23 protein-coding genes are annotated in these 21757 nt (G+C 51.5%); 9 read left to right on the top strand and 14 right to left on the bottom strand.

What is annotated here, in order from left to right; genetic code table 11:
- The 3 genes from K0H81_RS12095 (at window position 1) to K0H81_RS20255 (ending at window position 1527) form a co-directional block, all read left to right on the top strand.
- Window positions 1-450, top strand: coding sequence for a DUF1285 domain-containing protein (locus K0H81_RS12095; protein WP_220058491.1), 450 nt, complete (start codon window positions 1-3; stop codon window positions 448-450).
- 123 nt (window positions 451-573) lie between these two features.
- Window positions 574-990: a MarR family winged helix-turn-helix transcriptional regulator gene (locus K0H81_RS12090; RefSeq protein ID WP_011865351.1), complete on the top strand. Its 417-nt coding sequence runs from the start codon at window positions 574-576 to the stop codon at window positions 988-990.
- A 228-nt stretch (window positions 991-1218) separates the two neighbouring features.
- Window positions 1219-1527 carry a PliI family lysozyme inhibitor of I-type lysozyme gene (locus tag K0H81_RS20255; protein ID WP_258406278.1) on the top strand — a complete coding sequence of 103 codons (309 nt, stop codon included), beginning with the start codon at window positions 1219-1221 and terminating at the stop codon, window positions 1525-1527.
- Between the two features lie 136 nt (window positions 1528-1663).
- Here K0H81_RS20255 and K0H81_RS12080 read toward each other — a convergent pair whose 3' ends face one another.
- A complete protein-coding gene (locus K0H81_RS12080; protein ID WP_220058489.1) occupies window positions 1664-2008 on the bottom strand; it encodes a hypothetical protein in 345 nt (114 codons plus the stop codon).
- A gap of 262 nt (window positions 2009-2270) precedes the next feature.
- Window positions 2271-3302, bottom strand: coding sequence for a Glu/Leu/Phe/Val dehydrogenase dimerization domain-containing protein (locus K0H81_RS12075; RefSeq protein ID WP_220058488.1), 1032 nt, complete (start codon window positions 3300-3302; stop codon window positions 2271-2273).
- Window positions 3303-3558: 256 nt separating this feature from the next.
- Here K0H81_RS12075 and K0H81_RS12070 point away from each other — a divergent pair, with 256 nt between their 5' ends.
- On the top strand, window positions 3559-4008 hold the full coding sequence (locus K0H81_RS12070) for a DUF4826 family protein (protein WP_011865355.1): 450 nt from the start codon (window positions 3559-3561) through the stop codon (window positions 4006-4008).
- Window positions 4009-4224: 216 nt separating this feature from the next.
- On the opposite strand, the gene K0H81_RS12065 is transcribed toward K0H81_RS12070, so the two are convergent.
- The 6 genes from K0H81_RS12065 to rluE form a co-directional block, all read right to left on the bottom strand.
- Window positions 4225-5358 (bottom strand): ribosomal protein uL16 3-hydroxylase, encoded by a 1134-nt coding sequence (locus K0H81_RS12065; protein ID WP_220060846.1) that lies wholly within the window; start codon window positions 5356-5358, stop codon window positions 4225-4227.
- A 196-nt stretch (window positions 5359-5554) separates the two neighbouring features.
- Window positions 5555-6925: an adenylosuccinate lyase gene (gene purB / locus K0H81_RS12060; RefSeq protein WP_144198653.1), complete on the bottom strand. Its 1371-nt coding sequence runs from the start codon at window positions 6923-6925 to the stop codon at window positions 5555-5557.
- Between the two features lie 32 nt (window positions 6926-6957).
- Window positions 6958-7575, bottom strand: coding sequence for a high frequency lysogenization protein HflD (hflD, locus tag K0H81_RS12055; RefSeq protein ID WP_220058487.1), 618 nt, complete (start codon window positions 7573-7575; stop codon window positions 6958-6960).
- A gap of 3 nt (window positions 7576-7578) precedes the next feature.
- The gene (mnmA, locus tag K0H81_RS12050) at window positions 7579-8694 is read right to left on the bottom strand and encodes a tRNA 2-thiouridine(34) synthase MnmA (RefSeq protein ID WP_144198656.1); all 1116 of its coding nucleotides are present in this window, start codon (window positions 8692-8694) and stop codon (window positions 7579-7581) included.
- A gap of 178 nt (window positions 8695-8872) precedes the next feature.
- Window positions 8873-9322 carry an NUDIX hydrolase gene (locus K0H81_RS12045; protein WP_220058486.1) on the bottom strand — a complete coding sequence of 150 codons (450 nt, stop codon included), beginning with the start codon at window positions 9320-9322 and terminating at the stop codon, window positions 8873-8875.
- 11 nt (window positions 9323-9333) lie between these two features.
- Window positions 9334-10059 carry a 23S rRNA pseudouridine(2457) synthase RluE gene (gene rluE / locus K0H81_RS12040; protein ID WP_258406277.1) on the bottom strand — a complete coding sequence of 242 codons (726 nt, stop codon included), beginning with the start codon at window positions 10057-10059 and terminating at the stop codon, window positions 9334-9336.
- Between the two features lie 284 nt (window positions 10060-10343).
- Here rluE and K0H81_RS12035 point away from each other — a divergent pair, with 284 nt between their 5' ends.
- A complete protein-coding gene (locus K0H81_RS12035; protein ID WP_220058484.1) occupies window positions 10344-12563 on the top strand; it encodes an NADP-dependent isocitrate dehydrogenase in 2220 nt (739 codons plus the stop codon).
- 124 nt (window positions 12564-12687) lie between these two features.
- Here the strand turns inward: K0H81_RS12035 and cspD are convergent, their stop codons facing one another.
- Complete coding sequence (gene cspD / locus K0H81_RS12030; protein ID WP_011865363.1) at window positions 12688-12894, bottom strand: cold shock domain-containing protein CspD; 207 nt, start codon at window positions 12892-12894, stop codon at window positions 12688-12690.
- 244 nt (window positions 12895-13138) lie between these two features.
- On the opposite strand from cspD, the gene clpS reads away from it, so the two are divergent.
- Together clpS and clpA are read left to right on the top strand one after the other, a co-directional pair.
- On the top strand, window positions 13139-13447 hold the full coding sequence (gene clpS, locus K0H81_RS12025; RefSeq protein ID WP_011865364.1) for an ATP-dependent Clp protease adapter ClpS: 309 nt from the start codon (window positions 13139-13141) through the stop codon (window positions 13445-13447).
- A 35-nt stretch (window positions 13448-13482) separates the two neighbouring features.
- Entirely contained in the window at window positions 13483-15741 is a 2259-nt protein-coding gene (clpA, locus tag K0H81_RS12020) for an ATP-dependent Clp protease ATP-binding subunit ClpA (RefSeq protein ID WP_144198668.1), read from the top strand.
- Window positions 15742-15897: 156 nt separating this feature from the next.
- Here clpA and infA read toward each other — a convergent pair whose 3' ends face one another.
- From infA to aat, 3 genes are all read right to left on the bottom strand, one after another.
- The gene (gene infA / locus K0H81_RS12015) at window positions 15898-16116 is read right to left on the bottom strand and encodes a translation initiation factor IF-1 (RefSeq protein WP_011865366.1); all 219 of its coding nucleotides are present in this window, start codon (window positions 16114-16116) and stop codon (window positions 15898-15900) included.
- Between the two features lie 130 nt (window positions 16117-16246).
- Window positions 16247-16951 (bottom strand): arginyltransferase, encoded by a 705-nt coding sequence (locus tag K0H81_RS12010; RefSeq protein ID WP_220058483.1) that lies wholly within the window; start codon window positions 16949-16951, stop codon window positions 16247-16249.
- On the bottom strand, window positions 16941-17651 hold the full coding sequence (aat, locus tag K0H81_RS12005; RefSeq protein WP_144198674.1) for a leucyl/phenylalanyl-tRNA--protein transferase: 711 nt from the start codon (window positions 17649-17651) through the stop codon (window positions 16941-16943). Before aat ends, K0H81_RS12010 begins: the two co-directional genes overlap by 11 nt.
- Before the next feature lie 52 nt (window positions 17652-17703).
- Between aat and K0H81_RS12000 the strand changes: the two genes are divergently transcribed.
- Window positions 17704-18195: an outer membrane lipoprotein gene (locus tag K0H81_RS12000; protein WP_220058482.1), complete on the top strand. Its 492-nt coding sequence runs from the start codon at window positions 17704-17706 to the stop codon at window positions 18193-18195.
- Window positions 18196-18291: 96 nt separating this feature from the next.
- On the opposite strand, the gene K0H81_RS11995 is transcribed toward K0H81_RS12000, so the two are convergent.
- Window positions 18292-18651 carry a hypothetical protein gene (locus K0H81_RS11995; RefSeq protein ID WP_144198677.1) on the bottom strand — a complete coding sequence of 120 codons (360 nt, stop codon included), beginning with the start codon at window positions 18649-18651 and terminating at the stop codon, window positions 18292-18294.
- A 211-nt stretch (window positions 18652-18862) separates the two neighbouring features.
- On the opposite strand from K0H81_RS11995, the gene K0H81_RS11990 reads away from it, so the two are divergent.
- Window positions 18863-19615, top strand: coding sequence for a Nif3-like dinuclear metal center hexameric protein (locus K0H81_RS11990; RefSeq protein ID WP_220058481.1), 753 nt, complete (start codon window positions 18863-18865; stop codon window positions 19613-19615).
- Window positions 19616-19717: 102 nt separating this feature from the next.
- On the opposite strand, the gene metG is transcribed toward K0H81_RS11990, so the two are convergent.
- The gene (metG, locus tag K0H81_RS11985) at window positions 19718-21739 is read right to left on the bottom strand and encodes a methionine--tRNA ligase (RefSeq protein WP_220058480.1); all 2022 of its coding nucleotides are present in this window, start codon (window positions 21737-21739) and stop codon (window positions 19718-19720) included.
- Between the last annotated feature and the right edge of the window lie 18 nt (window positions 21740-21757).

The following is a 21757-nucleotide window of genomic DNA, read 5'->3' as shown; positions in this document are numbered from 1 at the left end:
ATGCCTGAACTCGACCCCGCAGCTCAGCTGCGGCAAATCACTCAAGGGGCGCCGCTATGCGATGAGGCGCCGCTGTTTCATATCGATAACCAAGGACGTTGGTTTTATCGCGGCGAGCCTCTGCCCGATAAATTTTGCCGCCTATTTGCCACCATTTTGCATCATAAATCTGAGGGATATTTACTGATGACGCCGGTGGAGACGGTGAGGGTAGAGGTTGCCGAGTTTCCCTTTATTATCAATGATTATGAAGATACGCAAGACGGACAATTTACCCTGACCAGCTCCATAGGTACCCAGTTCCAGGTGGTCGGGTATGATGCTTTTGTAGTGGATGAGGCGGCAATATCCGTCTCCTTAGCCAGAGGATTATCGGCTAAACTTGGAAGAGCCTGTTATTATCGTTTTATCGAGCAATACCTGCTAAATCAAGACGGCGACGCAAACTAAGACTTAAGCCTTTCTTAGATAAGACAATTGGTTTTTCGTTACGAATTAGCGTTAGCCGAGCCCTAGTTTCTTTAGGACCAGATGTTAGTATTAATGCATGACCGCTGTATCTGGAGGTGCTGATTGAAACATTATGAAAGCTTGGGATACTTAGTGTCTCATCTTAATATCGAGCTTCAGAAGGCTTTGGATGAGAGGCTAAAGCGCTATGAGCTAGACATTAAACTCTGGCCCGTCCTGTTTGCCCTGTGGCAGGAGGAAGGCGTTACTCAGACAGAGCTGTCTAAGCGCTGCGACGTGGCTAACTACACAATGACCCGCCTGTTAGATCAGCTGCAGGTACAGGGTTATATCACCCGTCATCAGGAGGCGGACAATCGCCGCGCCTTCAAAATTTTCCTAACCGACAGTGCCAAGGCGTTGGAACAAGATCTTATTTGCGAGGCTGAGCGGGTCAACGAGCAGTTTCTCGGTAATCTGTCTGAATTTGAATCACAACAATTTATCTATCTACTCAATAAGATCAATGGCCTATCCTAGGCAATCTGACCTATTATCAAACCTCACCTAAATCAACGGATGATCAAAATGCTGAAACCTCTGCTTACTGCTGCGCTTGTAATGAGCCTGTCTGCCTGTATGGTCAATATCGAGAAATCGCCCAAGTCTTCAACTCAATCCTCAAACCAATCCTCAACTCAATCCTCAACTCACTCTTCCACATCTCAACCTGCTGCCTCCGAGCCAGAATCGGTTGGTGCATCGAGTGTGAGCAGTGACAGCTACGCTAAAGCCTTTACGCTGGCGAACGGCTACAGCCTGGTGGTCGTCGAGGGGGCGCTGGAGCCAAGATCTATTGGCAGCGTGCAGGTGAGTCTGTATCGTAACCTGGATGTAGGGGATTTTGCCGCTAGTCTGGCATTCGTGCGAGACGGCACCATCTTAAAGGCAGAGCTGGTGGATAATTCTCAGAAGCAACAGAAGCTAGTGGTTACCACGGTGACGGCGGGCAGCGGTAACTATCAGAGCACTCAAGCCGTCTGTGTGCTGGGGGAAAGCCTGACGCTTTGTCAATAAGCTGAGCTTTATCTTGGTGTATTGAGCGCTTGAGGTGACAGAAGCTTGAATGTTTGTCTGTGCGCTCGTGTCTGTCTGTTTAGGTCTGTTCTTTTATTTGAATAAGCGGTTAAGCTCGGGATGTCGTAACTTTGGGTTACACCACTAATAACATGCCCAGGCTAGAGACGGCCATCACTATGATGACAGATTGTAGCAGCAGGCGGCTCTGCATCAGGTTTTCCTTTCCCTGTTTGATGCTGGTGATCAGGCGATTTTGCTTGTAGATGCGGCAGATCATCTGCTCGCTGCTGGGATCGATTAACAGTTGAAACTTACAGGGAGCACCACTGTTCAGTTTCACCTCATGTTCGCTCTTGGGGCCGAAATTAAGCTTACGCGACACCCGCTTGCCGTTAACAAATACCTGCTCCAGACCTATCCAGTTACTGGCCTGTAACTCCACCAAATCCTGATTAAAGTGGTACTTGAAACTTATCATAATGCAATCCTAGCGAAGATGATGAGCCTCTAAGTCAAGCAGAGGAATATGACATTTTCCAGTACGCCTTTGTGAAAAATCTGTGTCTGAAAATTATCTCTTTGGCGCTAAAAGAAAAATTGAATCAGAAAATTTTTGTGCTGTTTTCTATAGGTTGAGTAGGCTATGACCTGGTGAAAAACTCGGGTTGCAGGCAATAAAAAACCACCGAACCAGTCGGTGGTTTTTCAATCCAGCTAGCACCAGAAATTAGTGCCAGAAATTATTTTTCGCCGTTGATGATGGCGCGTGCCAGTTCGTCGGCAACATCCGCTGTGGTGCGGTTTTGCGCGTCAGACTGTTCGAAGATCTTCAGCAGTGTGTTGTAGATCTCTTCTACCTTGGCGGTAGACTTCTGCGCGTCGTAATCTTTCTCGAACGATACGTTGATGATACCGCCGGCGTTGATCACATAGTCTGGAGCATATAGGATGCCCAGTTCTTTAAGCTTCTCGCCATGGCGCAGTTCGGCAAGCTGGTTGTTGGCACAACCTGCCACAATCTTAGCCTTCAGCAGTGGAATCGTGGTGTCGTTGATGGTGGCACCCAGGGCACATGGTGCATAGATATCGACATCTTGATGGTAGATATCTTGAGGCGCAACCACAGTAGCACCAAACTCGGAAGCGACCTTGTCCAGTGATGACTGGTGAATGTCGGTTACGATCAGCTCGGCGCCTTCTTCGTGCAGGTGACGACACAGGTAGTAACCTACGTGGCCAACGCCCTGAACGGCAATCTTAAGGCCCTTGAGGCTGTCTAGGCCACGCTGATGCTTAACGGCAGCCTTGATACCCAAGTAGGTGCCAAGCGCAGTAAATGGTGATGGGTCACCGCTCTGACCTTCAAGACCCGCCATGTATGGGGTTTCTTGGTGAGCAATCATGATGTCGCTGGTAGACACGCCCACATCTTCCGCAGAGTAGTACTTACCACCCAGAGTATGAATACAACGACCGAAGGCGCGGAACAGGGCTTCGCGGTTTTCCACTTTAGGATCGGCGATGATCACCGACTTACCGCCACCCATGGCCAGACCGGCGAGGGCGTTCTTGTAGGTCATGCCACGAGACAGACGTAATACGTCGGTCAGGGCTTCGTCATCAGACTCATAGTTCCACATTCTGCAACCGCCGACCGCTGGGCCCAGGTTGGTGTTGTGAATGGCTATGATTGCACGTAAGCCACTTTCTTTATCATGACAAAATACGACCTGTTCGTGGTCATCAAATGAGATATGATTAAATACTGCCACTTTATGAGTTCTCCGCTTGGGAATTAAAACGCCGAATGCCAAAGAGGCGCCTTCGACGGCTTGTTATATTTATTGCAGAACGATAGCATTTAGCGATACTCTCAACAAAGCAAAGATTGGGATTAATTGTGATCGGTGTGGCAATTTTGCTTTCCACTTTACGTTAACGTAAAGTTGTGTGTGAATTTTCACGCAATATGCAGTTTGTCAGCTCCATTTCGCCCTTCACAGCATAACTATAACAATAGGAAGCAGTATGACGGAACAAGCAGTCGAGAACACTAAAGCACTCACTCCAGAAGAACAAGAAGCCCTGACACAACAATGGGTTAAAGAGCATTTTCAGAAGGCAAACCGCTTTCTGGCGGAAAAAGGGGTGATCCCAAGTAAAGTGATTGCCGAAGAGAGCCGTTACCTTGCGCCTTTCCTCGCGGTATGGAAGATGGAGTCTAAGCAGCCAAAGCCACAGACCTTCTGGGTGATGTCTGGCGATCTGCCTTCAGATTATGTGGATGTTAAGGTCGCCGCCACCGCGCGCGACGCGATTCGCCATTTCTCTATGATGTGGCAGCTTAAGGCGGAAAACCTGGTGAAATCTGGTGCCGTAAAGGACAAGACCCAGGCTCAGTTTGCGCAGCTGTTGGTGTCACGTGCCGAGAGCCTGTATCAGATCCACAACGACGAAAAATTGTGGAAAGAAGGCTAAGCGTTTTAAACAGCCATTGCTGTTAAGAGTGTCTTTAAAAAGCGCTTGAAACGAGAGCCTAAAGCCTAATAAAAAAGCCGCCCATTTGAGGCGGCTTTTTCGTGTTCTTAGCTTCAACACTTTCTTGTTATTAGATACAGGTTATTAGATACAGGTCATCAGCTATTTGGCATCAGCTACAGGGCATCGGCTAACTGGAGACGAGCATCTGGCAGCTTATGCCAGGTAGGCGTAGCCAGAGTTAAGCAGCCAGATAAAGTATTGGCCTATGGCCTCATGCTGACACAGGTCCAGCGCCTGCTCGCCCTCGAAGCTAAATGCATTAGCCAGCAGCATAAGTTCGTCATCTAGCTCATCGGCGTCATTAAAGTTGTAGATCTCACCATTGATAAAGAGCCTGTTGTGTTTATCGTCTTCGAGACGAATCACCTTAAGCCCGCCGATGCGTTGTAGACAGGCGCCATCTTCCAGTGCTTCCAACAACTCTTCCTGGCTGTAACTTTCCCCTTGCTCTGCCAGATCCAGCTCGAAGCGGTTCTGACTCAGGGTCTGACCCAGCACGGTTTGAGAGTGGTCAGGCTGGGATAAGATCTCAGAGACCAGGGCCAACATGCCTGCTTGCTGCTCGACGCTCAGCAGGCCAGGACTCGCGGGTTCCTGGTTCGAGGTAAAGCGCTTATTGCCGCCGTTGGTGTCGATCAAGTGATCGGCGATGCTGCTAAAGAGCTCCTGCTGGCTGGGCGCTCGAAACCCTATGGAGTAGCTTAGCGCCGTCTCCAATGTCTCTCCTCGGTGAGGGAAGCCTGGCGGGATATAGAGCATGTCGCCAGCCTCGAGCACCACATCCAGGATGGGCTCAAAATCGTCGATCAGCGCCGTGTGGGTATCGCCACCTCTGGGCGAGTATTGCCCCTTGGCACCGACTTTCCAGCGGCGTCTGCCTTCGCCCTGCAGTAAGAAGACATCATAGTTGTCTATATGAGGGCCGACGCCACCACCGGGCGTGGCGTAGGAGACCATGAGATCGTCGAAGCGCCAGTCGGGGATGAAACGAAAGGCGTTGACCAAGGGCTCTACATCCGGGTACCAGTGGTTGACGGCCTGGACCAGTAGCTGCCAGTTGGCATCGCCGAAGGGGGAGTAGTCTTCGATGGGGCCCTGGATGATCTCCCAGTTATCTTTTTTGGTCAGCACGATGCGCGAGGCGACTTCCTCTTCGCAGGCGAGTCCCGCCAGTTCATCGGGTGCGATAGGATCTTGAAAGTGCGCGAAGGCGCCTTTGATCACCAGAGGCTGCTTCTGCCAGTGATGGGTTAAAAACTCTTGGGTATCGAAGTTGGGAGTATACATGGCGTCGGTCATCAGGCCTGAGTAATAGGGGGCAGTATATGCCGAAAATAACATAATCCGGAAATCACATAATCCGGAAATCATATAGTCAGGAAATCGCATATTTCTGAAACTAGATATTGCGGAAACTAGATATTCCAGAAATAAAAAGGCGGTAAGCTGCTGCCTACCGCCTTTCATAAGGTGTTAGGGATGATTACTTGAGATCATCCACAAAAGCTTCGGCGCGGCCAATGTAGTTGGCAGGCGTCATCTTTTTCAGCTCAAGCTTCACATCGCTTGGTAGCTCAAGAGTGTCGATGAACTGCGCCAGTTGCTCGCCATCGATACGCTTACCGCGAGTCAGCTCTTTAAGCTTCTCGTATGGCTTCTCGATGCCGTAGCGGCGCATAACGGTTTGTACTGGCTCGGCCAATACTTCCCAGTTTTGGTCCAGCTCTTCACGCAGGTGAGCCTCGTTCACTTCGAGCTTGCTGATGCCTTTCAGAGTTGCCTGATAAGCGATCAGCGAGTGCGCCATGCCCACACCCAGGTTACGCAGTACCGTCGAGTCGGTCAGGTCGCGCTGCCAGCGAGACACAGGCAGTTTAGCCGCCAGGTGCTGCATCAGGGCGTTAGCGATACCCAGGTTACCCTCTGAGTTTTCGAAATCGATAGGGTTAACCTTGTGCGGCATGGTCGATGAACCGATCTCGCCGGCAACCGTCTTCTGCTTGAAGTGACCCAGGGCGATATAACCCCAGATGTCACGGTCAAAATCGATCAGTACGGTATTGAAACGGGCGACGGCATCGAACAATTCTGCGATGTAATCGTGTGGCTCGATCTGAGTGGTGTAAGGGTTCCAGTTAAGGCCCAGGCTGGTCACGAAACGCTCTGACAGTGTGTGCCAGTCAACTTCAGGGTAGGCTGACAGGTGAGCGTTGTAGTTGCCCACGGCGCCATTGATCTTACCCATGATCTCAACCGCTTGGATCTGCTTAAGCTGACGCTCGAGACGTACGGCAACGTTGGCCATTTCTTTACCTAGGGTAGAAGGCGAGGCTGGTTGGCCATGGGTACGTGACATAAGTGGTACAGAGCGATATTCGCTGGCCAGTTTCTTCACGCCATCGACGATCTGCTGGCAGTATGGTACCAACACCTGCTCGCGGGCTTCGCTAAGCATCAGGCCGTGAGACAGGTTGTTGATATCTTCCGAGGTACAAGCGAAGTGAACAAACTCACCGATGGCGACTAGTTCGCTGTTGTCAGCGATCTTCTCTTTGATGAAGTACTCCACTGCCTTTACATCGTGGTTAGTGGTGGCCTCGATGGTCTTGACGCGCAGCGCGTCTTCTTCGCTGAAGTTGTCTTTGATCTGGTCGAGCAAGGCCAGTGCGGCTTCGCTAAAAGGAGGAACTTCTTCAATTTCTGGGCAGCTAGACAGCAGCTTTAGCCAGTTGATTTCGACTTGAACACGGTATTTGGTCAGGCCGTACTCGCTGAAAATCCCTCTTAATGAGGCGGTTTTACTACCATAACGACCGTCTACCGGAGAGATAGCAGTTAGTGCGGAAAGTTCCATTAGAAGCTCCTTTAATGAACTTAACTTATTATTTATAGGGTGAGGCTTTTCTTAGCTGTATCAACTATTGTTTTTCGCGAGAAGACAAGGTGCCTGCGCTTGCCTCCAAGTTGGCGCCACAAGACTGCGCTGCGCATGGCAGCCAGTAGCAGGGCGCGTATCTTATGTTGCACCATAGGTTGTTTCAGGTACTCGGGATTGCCCGAGATCTGTATCTTGGGGCCTAAGGTGCTGATTATATCGCTGTAGATGCCGGCGAAGTTGGCAACCACCTGCTCGTCGGTAATGGCAAAGTGGTGCAGCTGGCGATGTACTTGATTGATGCGCTCGGCCAGCATGCCCATGGCGTTTGAGCTGCGTGACAGCTTGCGTTCCAGGGCCAGGATACCGATAAGGTAGCGGGTCACCTCGACATCTTTCTGCTTGTCATCGCCCAGCTGGTTCAACACCAGTTGGTAGCCGCGATTCAGCGCGACCTTGTCTTGATATACATCGGCAGTGCTGTCTGGGGTGGTCACCATGATGGTACCCAAACAGGCGCCAAGCATCTCATCGTCTGCCTGGCCGTGTCTGGCAACCTTTTGTACCTGACCTATCGCCTGCAATATACCGGCAAAGGCCATGGTTCTGTCGAAAATCGGCTCGCTCACGGCTTACTCTCTAATCAGACTGTCTATGATACCGCCGCCCAGACAGACTTCACCGTCGTAAAAGACGGCCGACTGACCAGGGGTTACGGCGGCAACTGGCTCGTCGAAGATCACCTTGATGCGATCGTCCCCTTCATAGGTGAGGGTACAGGCCACATCCTGCTGACGGTAGCGTGTCTTGACCGTGATCTTAGCGCCATCGACAGGCCCTTTTCTATCGACCCAGTGTAGCTGATCGGCGTAGAAACCCACCGACATGAGGCGAGGGTGCTTACCACCTTGACCGACAACCAACACGTTACGCTCGAGATCTTTATCGACCACATACCAAGGATCGTCGTTGCTGTTCTTCATGCCGCCTATCCCCAGCCCCTTGCGCTGGCCCAGGGTGTGGTACATCAGGCCTTGGTGTTCACCTATGACTTCGCCTTCGGCGGTCTCTATCTTGCCGGGCTGTGCGGGCAGGAAGGTGCGCAGAAAATCGGTGAACTTACGCTCGCCGATAAAGCAGATGCCTGTGCTGTCCTTCTTGTCATGGGTAACCAGTCCCATCTCCTTGGCAATTTCACGTACTTCGCTCTTCTCCAGTTCACCCACGGGAAATAGGGAGCGGGCGATCTGCTCGTGGCTCAAGGTGTAGAGGAAGTAGCTCTGGTCTTTGTTGCCGTCGACGCCACGTAGCATCTGGCTTTGACCCGAGGCATCGCTGCGGCGCACATAGTGGCCCATGGCGATATAGTCGGCATCTAAGATGTCGTCGGCAAACTCGAGAAACGCTTTAAACTTGATCTCTTTGTTGCACATGATGTCTGGGTTAGGGGTACGACCCGCCTTATATTCGGCGAGGAAGTACTCGAACACATTGTCCCAGTATTCGGCAGCAAAGTTGACCGTGTGCAGCTTGATCCCCAGTTTGTCGCAAACGGCTTGGGCATCTTTAAGATCTTCGGCGGCGGCACAATACTCGTCGGTATCGTCCTCTTCCCAGTTTTTCATGAACAGGCCTTCGACCTGATAGCCCTGTTGCATGAGGAGATACGCCGAAACAGATGAGTCGACACCGCCGGACATACCGACGATCACTTTTTTACCGTTTGGATTGGGTTCGATTGCTGCCATAAATCCTAAAAACCATTAAATTCGTGTAGCTATGGTGGCTGTTTTCGGCGGTAGAGCAAGCCGGTTTGCCTGCTTAGCCCTGTGTCTAATTGCGCGTTGATCGCGCATCACTTGCCGGGAAAATCATCACCATAATATGCGGGGGCATATTCTATCATGCATTGTGACTTTGGGCTAACTAGAGAAAGCGGCTATTGACCACCTCAGTCGAAAAGAGTTTTCCCTGACGAAAGTCGTGAATACATTGTAGTACCAAGGGGCTTCTGAGCTGGCTCTTGAGCTGGGTTATCTCATCGAGCGTCATCCACAGGGCGCGGCGAATAGCATTGTCTTGGGGCTTTGGCGTGAGCGGCTCATCTAGGACGCAGGCATAGGTGAAGCGCAGGAAGGCCAGATCGTCTCTTGCTTGAAATTGATAGATGTTAATCAGCGACTGCGCCTTAATGCTAAGGCCTGTTTCTTCCCACACCTCGCGCTCGCAAGCCTGGTTAATGCTCTCAAAGGCTTCTAGATGACCTGCGGGCTGGTTGTAGGTGAGCTTGCCATCGATGAGCTCTTCGACCATCAGGTATTTGTCGTCACAATTGATGACGCAGGCGACGGTGACATTGGGTTTATAACGTTCCATCTAATACCTCGTTAGGATTGGGGGAGCACCTTATATTCGCCATTTGCGATGCCATCCAGGCTCCATTGACCTATTTTATAACGAATCAGTCTTAGCGTTGGGTAGCCCACATGGGCGGTCATGCGCCTGACCTGACGATTACGTCCCTCGCAGATGGTGATCGCCAGCCAACTGGTGGGGATCTGCTTGCGCTCTCGCACCGGTGGGTTGCGGGGCCAGAGATCCGGCTCGGCGATACGCTCCACCTTGGCGGGCAGGGTCGGACCATCTTTGAGAGGGACGCCATCTCTTAGCGCCTGAATCGCCTCGTCGCTGGGGTTACCTTCGACCTGCACCCAGTAGGTCTTATCGGTTTTCTTCTTGGGCTCTGTGATGCGCGACTGTAACTGACCATCGTTGGTCAGTAGTAGCAAGCCTTCGCTGTCTCTGTCGAGCCTGCCGGCGGCGTAGACATCTTGAATCGGGATGAAATCCTTCAAGGTCTGGCGGCCCTGCTCATCGGTGAATTGACACAAAACATCGAAGGGCTTGTTAAACAGCACTATGATGGGGTTTTCCGGACGTGGCTTGGGCTTTTTCGAGGTAAATTTCCCCGGCTTATTGAGGCGAGGCTTGCCTTTTGGATTGACAGCGCTTGAGGCTTTTGGGCCTTGACTGCGACGAGTGATCTTAGATTTTGTGGGTTTGGTCAGACTCACGTGGCAAACTTCTGGGGTAGTGTATGCTAATGCTGACATTGTACTGTGCATTCGCCATTAGTGGAATTTGAATATTGGCGTGAATGATTTATGATGTCGGCCAACTAAATGTGATCGATAGCAAAACGTGAACAGATTTTGAGATGTTAACCGCGCTTTGTTTTGCATTAAATCGGTTTAAGTGTCAGGGGAGAGCCCCAGGGCGTTCCCCCTTACTATTTATCCTTTTCATGCCTCGCATTCGCCATCGTAAAATTATAATAATGACGTCATAGTAGTTTGATTCATAAACGATTTATTTTACAAAAACGTAGGAAGTAATAATGAACGACAATCCAACGATCATCTATACGGAGACTGATGAAGCTCCGGCTCTCGCGACCCTATCTCTGTTGCCTATTATCAAGCATTTTACCGCAGCCGCCGGAGTTGGCGTTGAGACACGCGACATCTCTTTATCTGGCCGTGTTATCGCCAATTTCCCTGAATTCTTAAAGCCAGAACAGCAGATCTCCGACGCACTTGCCGAGCTGGGTGAGCTGGCCACTAAGCCAGAAGCAAATATCATCAAGCTGCCAAACATCAGCGCCTCTATTCCACAGCTAAAAGCCTGTATCAAGGAGCTGCAAGATAAGGGTTATGCACTGCCTAACTACCCTGATGAGCCGCAAAATGATGCAGAAGCCGATATCAAGGCACGTTATGACAAGATCAAAGGTAGTGCCGTTAACCCAGTACTGCGTGAAGGTAACTCAGACCGCCGCGCGCCGACTTCTGTTAAAAACTACGCCAAGAAGAACCCACACTCAATGGGTGCCTGGAGCAGCGATTCTAAGTCTCATGTTGCGCACATGGAAGCCGGCGATTTCTACGGTAGCGAGCAGTCGGTGACTGTTGCCGAGCCAACCAGCATAGATATCCTGTTCGAAGGTAAAGACGGTAGCAGCAAGACACTGAAAGCTGGCCTTAAGTTACTGGCCGGTGAGGTGATTGACGCTTCGACCATGAGCAAGAAAGCCCTGGTTGCCTTCATGGAACGTGAAATCGAAGCGGCTAAGGCCGAAGATGTATTGCTGTCTCTGCACCTTAAGGCGACCATGATGAAGGTCTCTGACCCTATCATGTTCGGTCACGCGGTTAAGGTGTTCTACAAGTCACTGTTTGAAAAGCATGGCGAGCTGTTTGAAGAGCTGGGCGTCGATGTTAATAACGGCTTCGGTGACGTCTATGCCAAGGTAGCTAGCCTACCAGCCGACAAGAAAGCCGAGATCGAAGCCGATATCGCCGCTATCTACGCCGAGCGTCCAGCCCTGGCTATGGTCGATTCAGACCGTGGTATCACCAACCTACACGTGCCAAGCGATGTGATCATCGATGCCTCTATGCCTGCGGCGATTCGCTCTTCAGGTCAGATGTGGGGGCCTGATGGCAAGTTGAAAGACACTAAGGCGCTGATCCCGGATCGTTGCTACGCAGGTGTATACCAGGAAACTATCCAATTCTGTAAAGAAAATGGCGCCTTCGATCCAACCACCATGGGCAGCGTGCCAAACGTGGGCCTGATGGCGCAGAAGGCCGAAGAATATGGTAGCCATGACAAGACCTTCGAAATCGCCGCCGACGGTGTGGTGAAGGTTGTCGATGCCGCCGGTAACCTATTGATGTCTCACGACGTCGAAGCCGGTGATATCTGGAGAATGTGTCAGGTTAAAGACGCGCCTATCCGTGACTGGGTTAAGCTTGCCGTTAACCGTGCGCGTCTGTCATCGACGCCAGCCGTGTTCTGGTTAGACGAAAACCGTGCCCACGACGCACAGCTGATTGCCAAGGTGAAGCAGTATCTGCCTGAGCATGATACCGATGGATTAGAAATTCACATCATGGCGCCTGTGGCGGCGACTCGCTTCTCACTGGAGCGCATCAAGCAAGGTCTGGATACCATCTCGGTAACTGGTAACGTGCTACGTGACTACCTCACCGATCTCTTCCCAATTCTTGAGCTGGGGACCAGCGCCAAGATGCTGTCAATCGTGCCGCTGATGAGTGGTGGTGGATTGTTCGAGACTGGTGCCGGCGGCAGTGCGCCTAAGCACGTTCAACAGGTAGAGAAAGAGGGTCACCTACGTTGGGATTCTCTGGGTGAGTTCCTGGCACTGGGCGCCTCACTCGAGCATCTGAGCCAGAACTATGGCAACCCTAAGGCGCAGGTATTGGCCGATGCGCTGGACAATGCTATCGGTAAGTTCCTCGATGAAAACCGTTCGCCTTCACGTCGTGTGGGAGAGCTGGATAACCGTGGTAGCCACTTCTACCTGGCGATGTACTGGGCACAGGCTCTGGCCGCACAGGATAGCGATGCAGAGCTAAAAGCCCAGTTCGCGCCACTTGCCGAAGCGCTAACCAATAACGAAGCTAAGATTGTTACCGAGTTAAATGGTGCGCAGGGCCCTGCGGTTGATTTAGGCGGTTACTATCGCCTGGATGCCGCTAAGGCGGAAGCGGCGATGCGTCCAAGTGCGACGTTGAATCAGCTGATAGGCTAAGCCATACAATAAAAAGGGCGCCACGGCGCCCTTTTTTTATTGCTTCGATGGTGTCTGTTAGCGATTAAAAATCAGTAATAAAAAAGGCAGGGATAACCCTGCCTTTTTTTGTTTTTTTGCCCCACTATTTAGTGGGTGATATCGCTGACGCGTGCATCCCTTTAGGCCCCTGTTCCACCTCGAATTGGACTGATTGGCCTGCTTTTAGAGTTCGATAGCCTTCCATTTCAATGGTAGAATAGTGTGCGAAAACGTCTTCACCACCAGCTTCAGGGCAGATAAACCCGAATCCTTTGGCGTTGTTGAACCATTTCACAGTTCCGTTTGCCATACTTCCACTTCCTTCTGTTGTTTACTGACCAGTAAGATAGTAAAACTTATGAGGCGGGGTAAATTCACCGCTCGATGAACAGAATGAAACCAGTAAAAGCGGATGTCAAGACCAATTTAACAAAAAGGCAACATTTGCGCTAAATTCGTCAGCAATTGGTTCTAATGGTCGGATGAGTAACAGGTTTATCCCGGGTGGTCAGCAACTTTTGGAAGAAGCCAAAACTAGAGGCTAATATTGAAATATGGGTAAAGTAGGTAATATTGAGCATATCGAAGAGCGCGCGGAAACTGAACTCATGCCGCCTTCGATGTACAAAGTGATCTTAAACAACGATGACTATACCCCGATGGACTTCGTCATCGAGGTGTTACAACTCTTTTTTAATAAAAATGAACAAGAAGCCACAGATATCATGTTGGCGATTCATCACCAGGGTAAGGGAATTTGCGGCGTTTTCCCTTTCGGCATTGCAGAAACCAAGGTCGCACAAGTAAATCAGTTTGCAAGACAAAACCAACATCCGTTACTGTGTTCATTAGAGAAAGCCTGAATATCGAAGTTTTGTGATTATTTTAGGGGGTGCTTATGTTAAATAAAGATTTAGAGGTCACTTTGAATCTGGCGTTCCAACAAGCCAGAGACGCGCGACACGAATACATGACCGTAGAGCATCTGCTATTGGCGTTAATCGATAATCCTGCGGCTCAAGAGGCGCTGCTCGCCTGCGGTGCAAACCTAGATAAGTTAAGAGAAGAGGTGTCGAGTTTCATCGAGCAGACCACACCTATCATCAGCGATCCCAACGATGACAGAGAAACCCAGCCTACCTTAGGTTTTCAGCGTGTGCTGCAGCGCGCCGTCTTTCATGTGCAATCTTCGGGTCGCAACGAAGTGACAGGTGCCAACGTCTTGGTGGCCATCTTCAGCGAGCAGGAGTCTCAGGCGGTTTATCTGCTGCGTAATGGTGAGATCACTCGCCTTGATGTGGTGAATTACATCTCCCACGGCGTGGCGCGTGATGAGCTGGATAATGCTCAAGAACCCGAACAGATTGAAGATCACAGCGAATCGGAAGAGCGCAGCAAGCTGTCGCAATTTACCGCTAATCTCAACGAAGAGGCCCGCAAGGGCAATATCGATCCTCTGATCGGCCGCTCCGATGAGATAGAGCGCTCGATTCAGATCCTCTGCCGTCGCCGTAAAAATAACCCGCTATTGGTGGGTGAGGCGGGCGTCGGTAAGACGGCGATTGCCGAGGGGCTTGCCTATCGCATCGTCAACGACGAGGTTCCCGAGGTGATGGCCGATGCCACAGTCTACTCGCTGGATCTCGGCGCCTTGCTGGCCGGTACCAAATATCGTGGCGACTTTGAGAAGCGCTTTAAGAGCCTGCTCAAGGAGCTTTCGCAAGATAAACACGCCATTCTGTTTATCGATGAGATCCACACCATTATCGGCGCAGGAGCGGCATCCGGTGGCGTGATGGACGCGTCTAACTTGCTAAAGCCGCTGCTCTCTAGTGGGCACCTGCGCTGTATGGGCTCGACCACCTTCCAAGAGTATCAGAGCATCTTCGAGAAAGATCGCGCCCTGGCCAGACGTTTCCAGAAGGTGGATATCAACGAGCCGTCTGTGGCGGAAACCACGAAGATCCTACAAGGCCTCAAGAGCAAGTATGAGGAGCACCATGGTGTGCGTTATACCATGGCGGCCTTGTCCGTGGCGGCGCGTCTGGCGGATAAGCATATCAACGACAGACATCTTCCCGACAAGGCGATAGATGTGATCGACGAGGCGGGTGCGCGCATGGCGATGCAGCCGGCAAGCAAGCGCAAGAAGACCATAGGTCAGGCGGAGATCGAGTCTATCATAGCTAAGATAGCGCGGATCCCTGAGAAGACGGTATCGGCCACCGATAAGGATATGCTGAAGAACCTTGAGCGTAATCTCAAGATGGTGGTGTTTGGCCAAGATAAGGCTATTGAAGCCTTAAGCTCGGCGATTCGCCTCTCACGCTCTGGCCTCAGCGGCGCCCACAAGCCTGTGGGTAGCTTCCTGTTTGCCGGTCCGACCGGTGTGGGTAAGACAGAGGTCACCAGTCAGCTAGCGTCCTGTCTCAGCCTCAAGCTGGTGCGTTTCGATATGTCCGAGTATATGGAGAGTCATACCGTGTCTCGCCTTATCGGTGCGCCGCCAGGCTATGTTGGCTACGATCAGGGGGGCTTGTTAACCGATGCGGTGATCAAGAACCCACATTGTGTGGTGTTGCTCGATGAGATCGAAAAAGCCCATCCTGATGTCTATAACCTGCTGCTGCAGGTGATGGACCACGGTACCCTGACCGACAATAACGGTCGCAAGGCGGACTTTAGACACGTGACCTTGGTGATGACCACCAACGCGGGGGTGCAGGAGACGGTGCGTAAGTCCATCGGCTTTAAGCAGCAAGATCACAGCCAGGATGCGCTGTCTGAGATCAACCGCGTCTTCTCGCCCGAGTTCAGAAACCGCTTGGATGAGATCATCTGGTTCAACCATCTGGATATGACGGTCATCGCCAAGGTGGTCGACAAGTTCCTGGTCGAGCTACAGGCGCAACTGGACGAGAAGTCTGTGGTGCTGGATGTGAGCGATGACGCCAGAACCTTACTGGCCGAGAAAGGCTATGATAAGGCGATGGGGGCACGGCCTATGGCCCGAGTGGTCACCGAGATGATCAAACGACCACTTGCCGATGAGATCCTCTTCGGTAAGCTGGAGAAGGGCGGTGTGGCCCATGTGGATGTCGACGGTGATAAGCTGACCATCAAGATTGAGCAGTCGGAGCGGCTGACGAAGGCATAATAGACAGACGTAATAAAAAAGGCTGCAGATGCAGCCTTTTTTCATGATTTGTCTTATGTGTCAGATCCTGCGTCGGCGCCAGTCTCTGCCATTGTCGCTATCGATTAGGAACAAAAAAACCGGCACTGCCGGTTTTTATTATTCGTAAGCTAACTATTAGCGTGAACGGAAGACGATGCGCCCTTTGCTCAAATCATAAGGGGTCAGCTGAACTGTGACCTTATCACCCGTTAGAATACGGATGTAGTTTTTACGCATTTTGCCTGAGATATGGGCGATTACTACGTGACCATTCTCTAGCTCTACTCGAAACATTGTATTTGGCAAGGTTTCAAGAATAGTGCCTTGCATCTCAATGTTGTCTTCTTTCGCCATTAATCAGTTATCCTGTTAGCCTTCAAATATTAAAAACGGGCGTATCATGCCGCAAATTAGCGCTTCTGTAAAGAGGTGTTCGTTATCTGGGCAAATATCTGTTTGCTTTATTTTTTCTAATTAAGCGCGCTTATTCACTGCGTTGCCAACCATTTGCGGTCAATATCTCGTGGGGATGGTAGGCGGTCTTGTAATTCATCTTACGTGACTCATGGATCTGATAACCCAGGTAGACATGCGCCTTGTGCATCTGTCTGGCGAGATCGCACTGCAATAGAATCATAAAGGAGCCCAGAGAGCGTTTACCCAGCTCGGGGGCAAAGAAGCTGTAGATGGCCGACAGGCTGTTTGGTAACACGTCTGTGACCGCCACGCCTATCAGCTCACCCTCGAGCCGCAGTTCAAGCAGCTTTGGTTGATGCCAGCTGCACTGCACGAAATGGTCATACTGCTCGCGTGAGGGGGGATACATGGGACCGTCGTGGTGGCGCGCCTTGATGTATCTGTCATAGAGCGCGTAATGCTCGTCGGTGCAGGTATCGACCAGGCTCCAGCTAACGTCTTGATTCTGTTTCAGGGTGCGTTTCTGCCGTCGTGACGGCATAAATAGTTCCACCGGAATACGTATCGGCAGGCAGGCCTGGCAGTGAGGGCAATGTGGCTTATAGATGGTCTCACCGCTGCGGCGAAAACCCAAGGCCAAGAGCTTCTCAAACAGGGTGAGGTCGAGAGATTCTTCCTGCAGCACTAACAGCTGTTCCTGCTTGCCCGGCAGGTAGCTGCAATCGAAGGTATGTGTCATACCCACCTGTATGGTGTCGGATCTAGAGTTCAATCTGCACCTCTTGTGGATGCCAGGCGTCGCTGGCGACCTCAATATCGCGAAAACGCTTCAATAGGTTGATGAAATCCGCTCGCTTTAATGCCTTGGCGCCTAGGGATGCCAGATGTGGGTTCATGACCTGGGCGTCGATCAGTCGGTATCTGTGTGATAGCAGGTGTTGGTGCAGCATGGCCATGGCTGCCTTGGAGGCATTGCTCTGCAGGTGAAACATGGACTCGCCGCAAAATACCTGGCCGATGGCAACCCCATACAGGCCACCAATCAGTTTATCGCCATCCCATACCTCAATCGAATGGGCCTTGTTGTACTGGTGCAGCGCCTTATAGGCTTGCTGTATCTCTAAGGTGATCCAGGTACCTTCCTTGCCTTGGCGGGTGAGGGCGCAGTGCTCGATCACGCTGTTAAAGGCGCGATTGACGCTGAAGCGCCACTGACGGCGTTTGATATCGCGCTTCAGGCTACGACTGACCTTGAGTGAACCGGGCACAAATACGGCACGGGGGTCGGGGGACCACCAGAGGATAGGGTCGTTTTCGTTAAACCAGGGGAAGATTCCCTCATAGTAGGCGTTAAGCAGTCGCTTGGGGTGTAGATCGCCGCCGATGGCCAAGAGTCCGTTTGGATCGGTTAGGGCAAACTCCGGCGAAGGGAACTTTGCCAGCTCATGATTTAAATAGGACAGTGAGTTCACAATTGAGTAAAATTAGTTATCGGCCTCTTTATAAGTTAGCGGAAAACCTCTTATGTTGAAACCTACACCCAGCCTCTTTCGCTTCATTTGGTCAGTTTTTATCTTGGTTGCCAGTCTGGGACTGAGTGCTAGTGCCAGTGCGGCCTATGAGCGCAATCAAGCCGTCCCTGTCGAGAAGGTAGAGTATGGTTATGTCACCTCGGTACGTAATATTACCCAGACTCAGTTAGTGGAAGATCGTAACCAGGGCTGGCGTACATTTGGTGGCGCCTTGATCGGTGGCGTCATAGGGCATCAATTTGGTGGCGGTAGCGGTCAGGATGTTGCCACAGTATTGGGGGCCCTCATTGGTGGCGGCATAGGCCATAATGCGGGCGGCGATTACTATCAGCAGTTGAAGCTGGTGGAGCTGATGATACGTTATGTAGATGGTCGGGAGGTAATGGTGATTCAAGACCTGGATCCCGGCATGATTTTCAACGTCGATGATGAGGTGCGCGTGGTCTACCTGCAGGGGGGCGTGCGAGTCGATCTGGCGATGTAGCAGCCGTGTATCTATTGAAGGGTTATATTCAATAAAAAAGGAGCCAAGAGGCTCCTTTTTTATGACGATACGTTTTTATAACGACAAGTAGCTTGTTTAGAAGCCGCGGGGAAGTTGTCCTTTACCCGCCAGCTTAGCACGCCATAGTTCTTTCGGTGTCATGCCACCAGAGGTTGATTTGCTGGCTTTCGCCTCTGCCTTAGGCTTTGCTGCTTTTGCAGGTGCGGCTTTCTTAGGCGCGGCCTTAGGTTTTTCCGCTTTTGCCGGAGCCTTAGCTGCAGGAGCTTGCTCACCTTGTTCAGCCAACATAGCTTCTAAATCACTAAAACGAAGAGACTTACCACCATCGATCTTGTACCAGCTTCCTTTTTGCTCGATGGTAACGCTCTTACCCTGCGCCTTGCTCAATGCAGCCTCGAGTGTGCTGATCACCTCTTCTTTGGTCAACTTTGACATAGTATTAACCTATTTCTTTTAATGTGTAATTGAAGGTTTGGCCTAATTTTATAGCTGAAACGCCTGAATTGTCCAATTTTCACAGAAATTCAACGTATTTCTATGAACTGAGGCCCAGATATGGCTAAACTAGGCGCTATCGTCACGGTCATTTTTTCAGCCTTTGAGCGCTGGAACGGCCAAAGTTATTTGATTCATATGAGGAGCTTAGATGAATCGCACAGCATTGACTCGATACCTCACGGAATTTCTGCAGGTAGGCAGCTACAAGGATTATGCCCCCAACGGGTTACAGGTCGAGGGCAAGGAGCGAATTAAGACGATTGTCACCGGAGTGACCGCCTGTCAGGCATTGATCGACAAGGCGGTTGAGCTAAACGCCGATGCCTTGCTGGTGCACCATGGTTTTTTCTGGAAGGGTGAGCCTGAGACCATCACAGGGATGAAGTATCGTCGCATCAAGTCATTGATCAATAATGATATCAACCTCTATGGTTATCATCTGCCGCTCGATGGTCATCCTATGCTGGGGAACAACGCCGAGTTGGCTAGAGAGCTTGGGATCATAGATGCCGAGTCGGTGGAGGGGGTTGCCCAGGGCCTGGTGTGGCAGGGGCGTCTCGATGAGCCTGTGGCGCCGAGTGCGTTTGCCGAGCATCTGGCCGGCGTTCTGGGTCGTCAGGCATTACACCTGGGTGAGAGCGATAAGCCGATTCATCGCCTGGCCTGGTGTAGCGGCGGGGCGCAAGACTACATAGATATCGCCGTAGATTTGGGCGTCGATGCCTTTATCAGTGGTGAGGTGTCTGAGCGCACCTTCCATAGCGCGGTCGAGCAGGATATTCACTACTTTGCCGCGGGTCATCACGCCACGGAAAGATTTGGCATCAAGGCATTGGGTGAGCATTTGGCTAACGAGTTTGGCCTGACTCACCATTTCGTGGATATCGACAATCCGGTGTAGCGAATCGATTGTTAAAGCTGACTCAAGTCGAGTATCTAAAAGAAAAGGCCGCTAGTTAGCGGCCTTTTTTGTGTCTTCTCGGTTGAGTTCCGAACAAGCGACTTATTTAACGCGCATGCCAGGTTGGGCACCTTCATGTGGCTCTAGGATCCACAGATCTTTCTTACCTGGACCGGCCGCAAGCACCATGCCTTCAGACATGCCGAAACGCATCTTACGCGGCGCCAGGTTAGCGACCATCACGGTCAGCTTGCCTTCCAGATCTTCTGGGGCATAGGCAGACTTGATGCCTGCAAACACCTGCTTGGTCTCGCCGCCTAGGTCCAGCTGCAGCTTAAGCAGCTTGTTGGCTTCAGGCACATGTTCCGCCTTGGCGATACGGGCGATACGCAGATCTAACTTGGCGAAGTCGTCGAAGCTGATCTCTTCGCTGATAGGGTCGAGATCCAGCTGGCTCTTAGGCGCCTCGGCTACCTGTAGGTTTTCGGTAGACGCTTCGATAATGGCTTCGATGTTCTTCATCTCGACGCGCTGCATCAAGGCCTTGAACGGTGCGATTTCGTGACCGCTGAGATCTCTTGCTAAGTCATCCCAGGTCAGTTCAAGTTGCAGGAAGGCTTCCACATCTTTGGCCAGCTGAGGCAGCACTGGCTTGAGGTAGGTCACCAGGATGCGGAACAGGTTCAGCGCGTTGCTACATACCTGATGGGCTTCCTCTTGCTTATCTTCCTCTTTCACCAGCTGCCATGGGGCGGCATCGGCGACAAATGCGTTGGCGATATCGGCCAGGGCCATGATCTCACGCATCGCCTTACCAAATTCACGGGTCTCGTAATATTCGGCGATGGCATCGGCCTTGGCGAGGAAGGTCTCGGTCAGGCTGGTGTCGGCGACCTTGGCCAGCTTGCCCTCGAAACGCTTGCTGATAAAGCCTGCGGTGCGAGAGGCGAGGTTAACCAGCTTACCCACGAGATCTGAGTTGACGCGTTGAGCGAAGTCTTCCAGGTTAAGGTCGAGATCGTCGATACGGCTGCTGAGCTTAGCCGCGTAGTAGTAACGCAGGTACTCAGGATTTAAGTTATCCAGATAGGTTCTGGCCTTGATGAAGGTGCCTTTAGACTTTGACATCTTGGCGCCGTTCACTGTCACATAGCCGTGGGCATAGACGCTGTTTGGCTTACGGAATCCCGCGCCTTCAAGCATGGCTGGCCAGAACAGGCTGTGGAAGTAGACGATATCCTTACCGATGAAGTGATACACCTCTGCGGTAGAGTCTTTGGCCCAGAACTCGTCGAAGTTAAGGTCGCCGCGCTTGTTGCACAGGTTCTTGAACGAGCCCATATAGCCGATAGGCGCATCTAGCCAGACGTAGAAGAATTTACCCGGTGCATCAGGGATCTCGAAGCCGAAGTAAGGCGCATCACGGGTAATGTCCCACTGCTGCAGGCCTTGTTCGAACCACTCGCCCAGCTTGTTGGCCATCTCTTGTTGTAAGGACCCTGAACGGGTCCACTCTTTCAACATCTCTTCGAAGGCGGGTAGGTCGAAGAAGAAGTGTTCTGTCTCCTTCATCACAGGTGTGGCACCCGATACTGCCGATTTAGGATCGATTAGATCCGTTGGGCTGTAGGTCGCGCCGCAGCTGTCACAGTTGTCGCCATATTGATCCACAGACTTACACTTAGGGCAGGTGCCCTTAACGAAGCGGTCCGGCAGGAACATAGACTTTTCAGGATCGAACAGCTGAGAGATGGTCTTTGACTTGATATAGCCGCCATCGCGAAGTTTGAGATAGATCTCGCTCGCCAGCTCACGGTTTTCGTCGCTGTGGGTGCTGTGGAAATTATCGAACTGAATATTAAAGTCGGCAAAATCCTGCTGATGCTCTTTCTGTACCTGAGCGATCATCTCTTCTGGCGCCATGCCGAGCTGCTGCGCCTTAAGCATGATGGGCGTGCCGTGGGCATCGTCTGCACAGATGTAGTGACATTCGTGGCCGCGTAGCTTTTGAAAACGCGCCCAGATATCGGTTTGAATATATTCAAGCATGTGACCTAAATGAATGGGGCCATTGGCGTACGGAAGTGCGCTGGTCACGAGAATTTTACGTTGTGAAGTTGCCATCTTGTCTCTAAATCAGTA

Source organism: Shewanella halotolerans (assembly GCF_019457535.1).
Taxonomy (GTDB): domain Bacteria; phylum Pseudomonadota; class Gammaproteobacteria; order Enterobacterales; family Shewanellaceae; genus Shewanella; species Shewanella halotolerans.
This window is presented reverse-complemented; position numbering and strand designations above follow the sequence as displayed.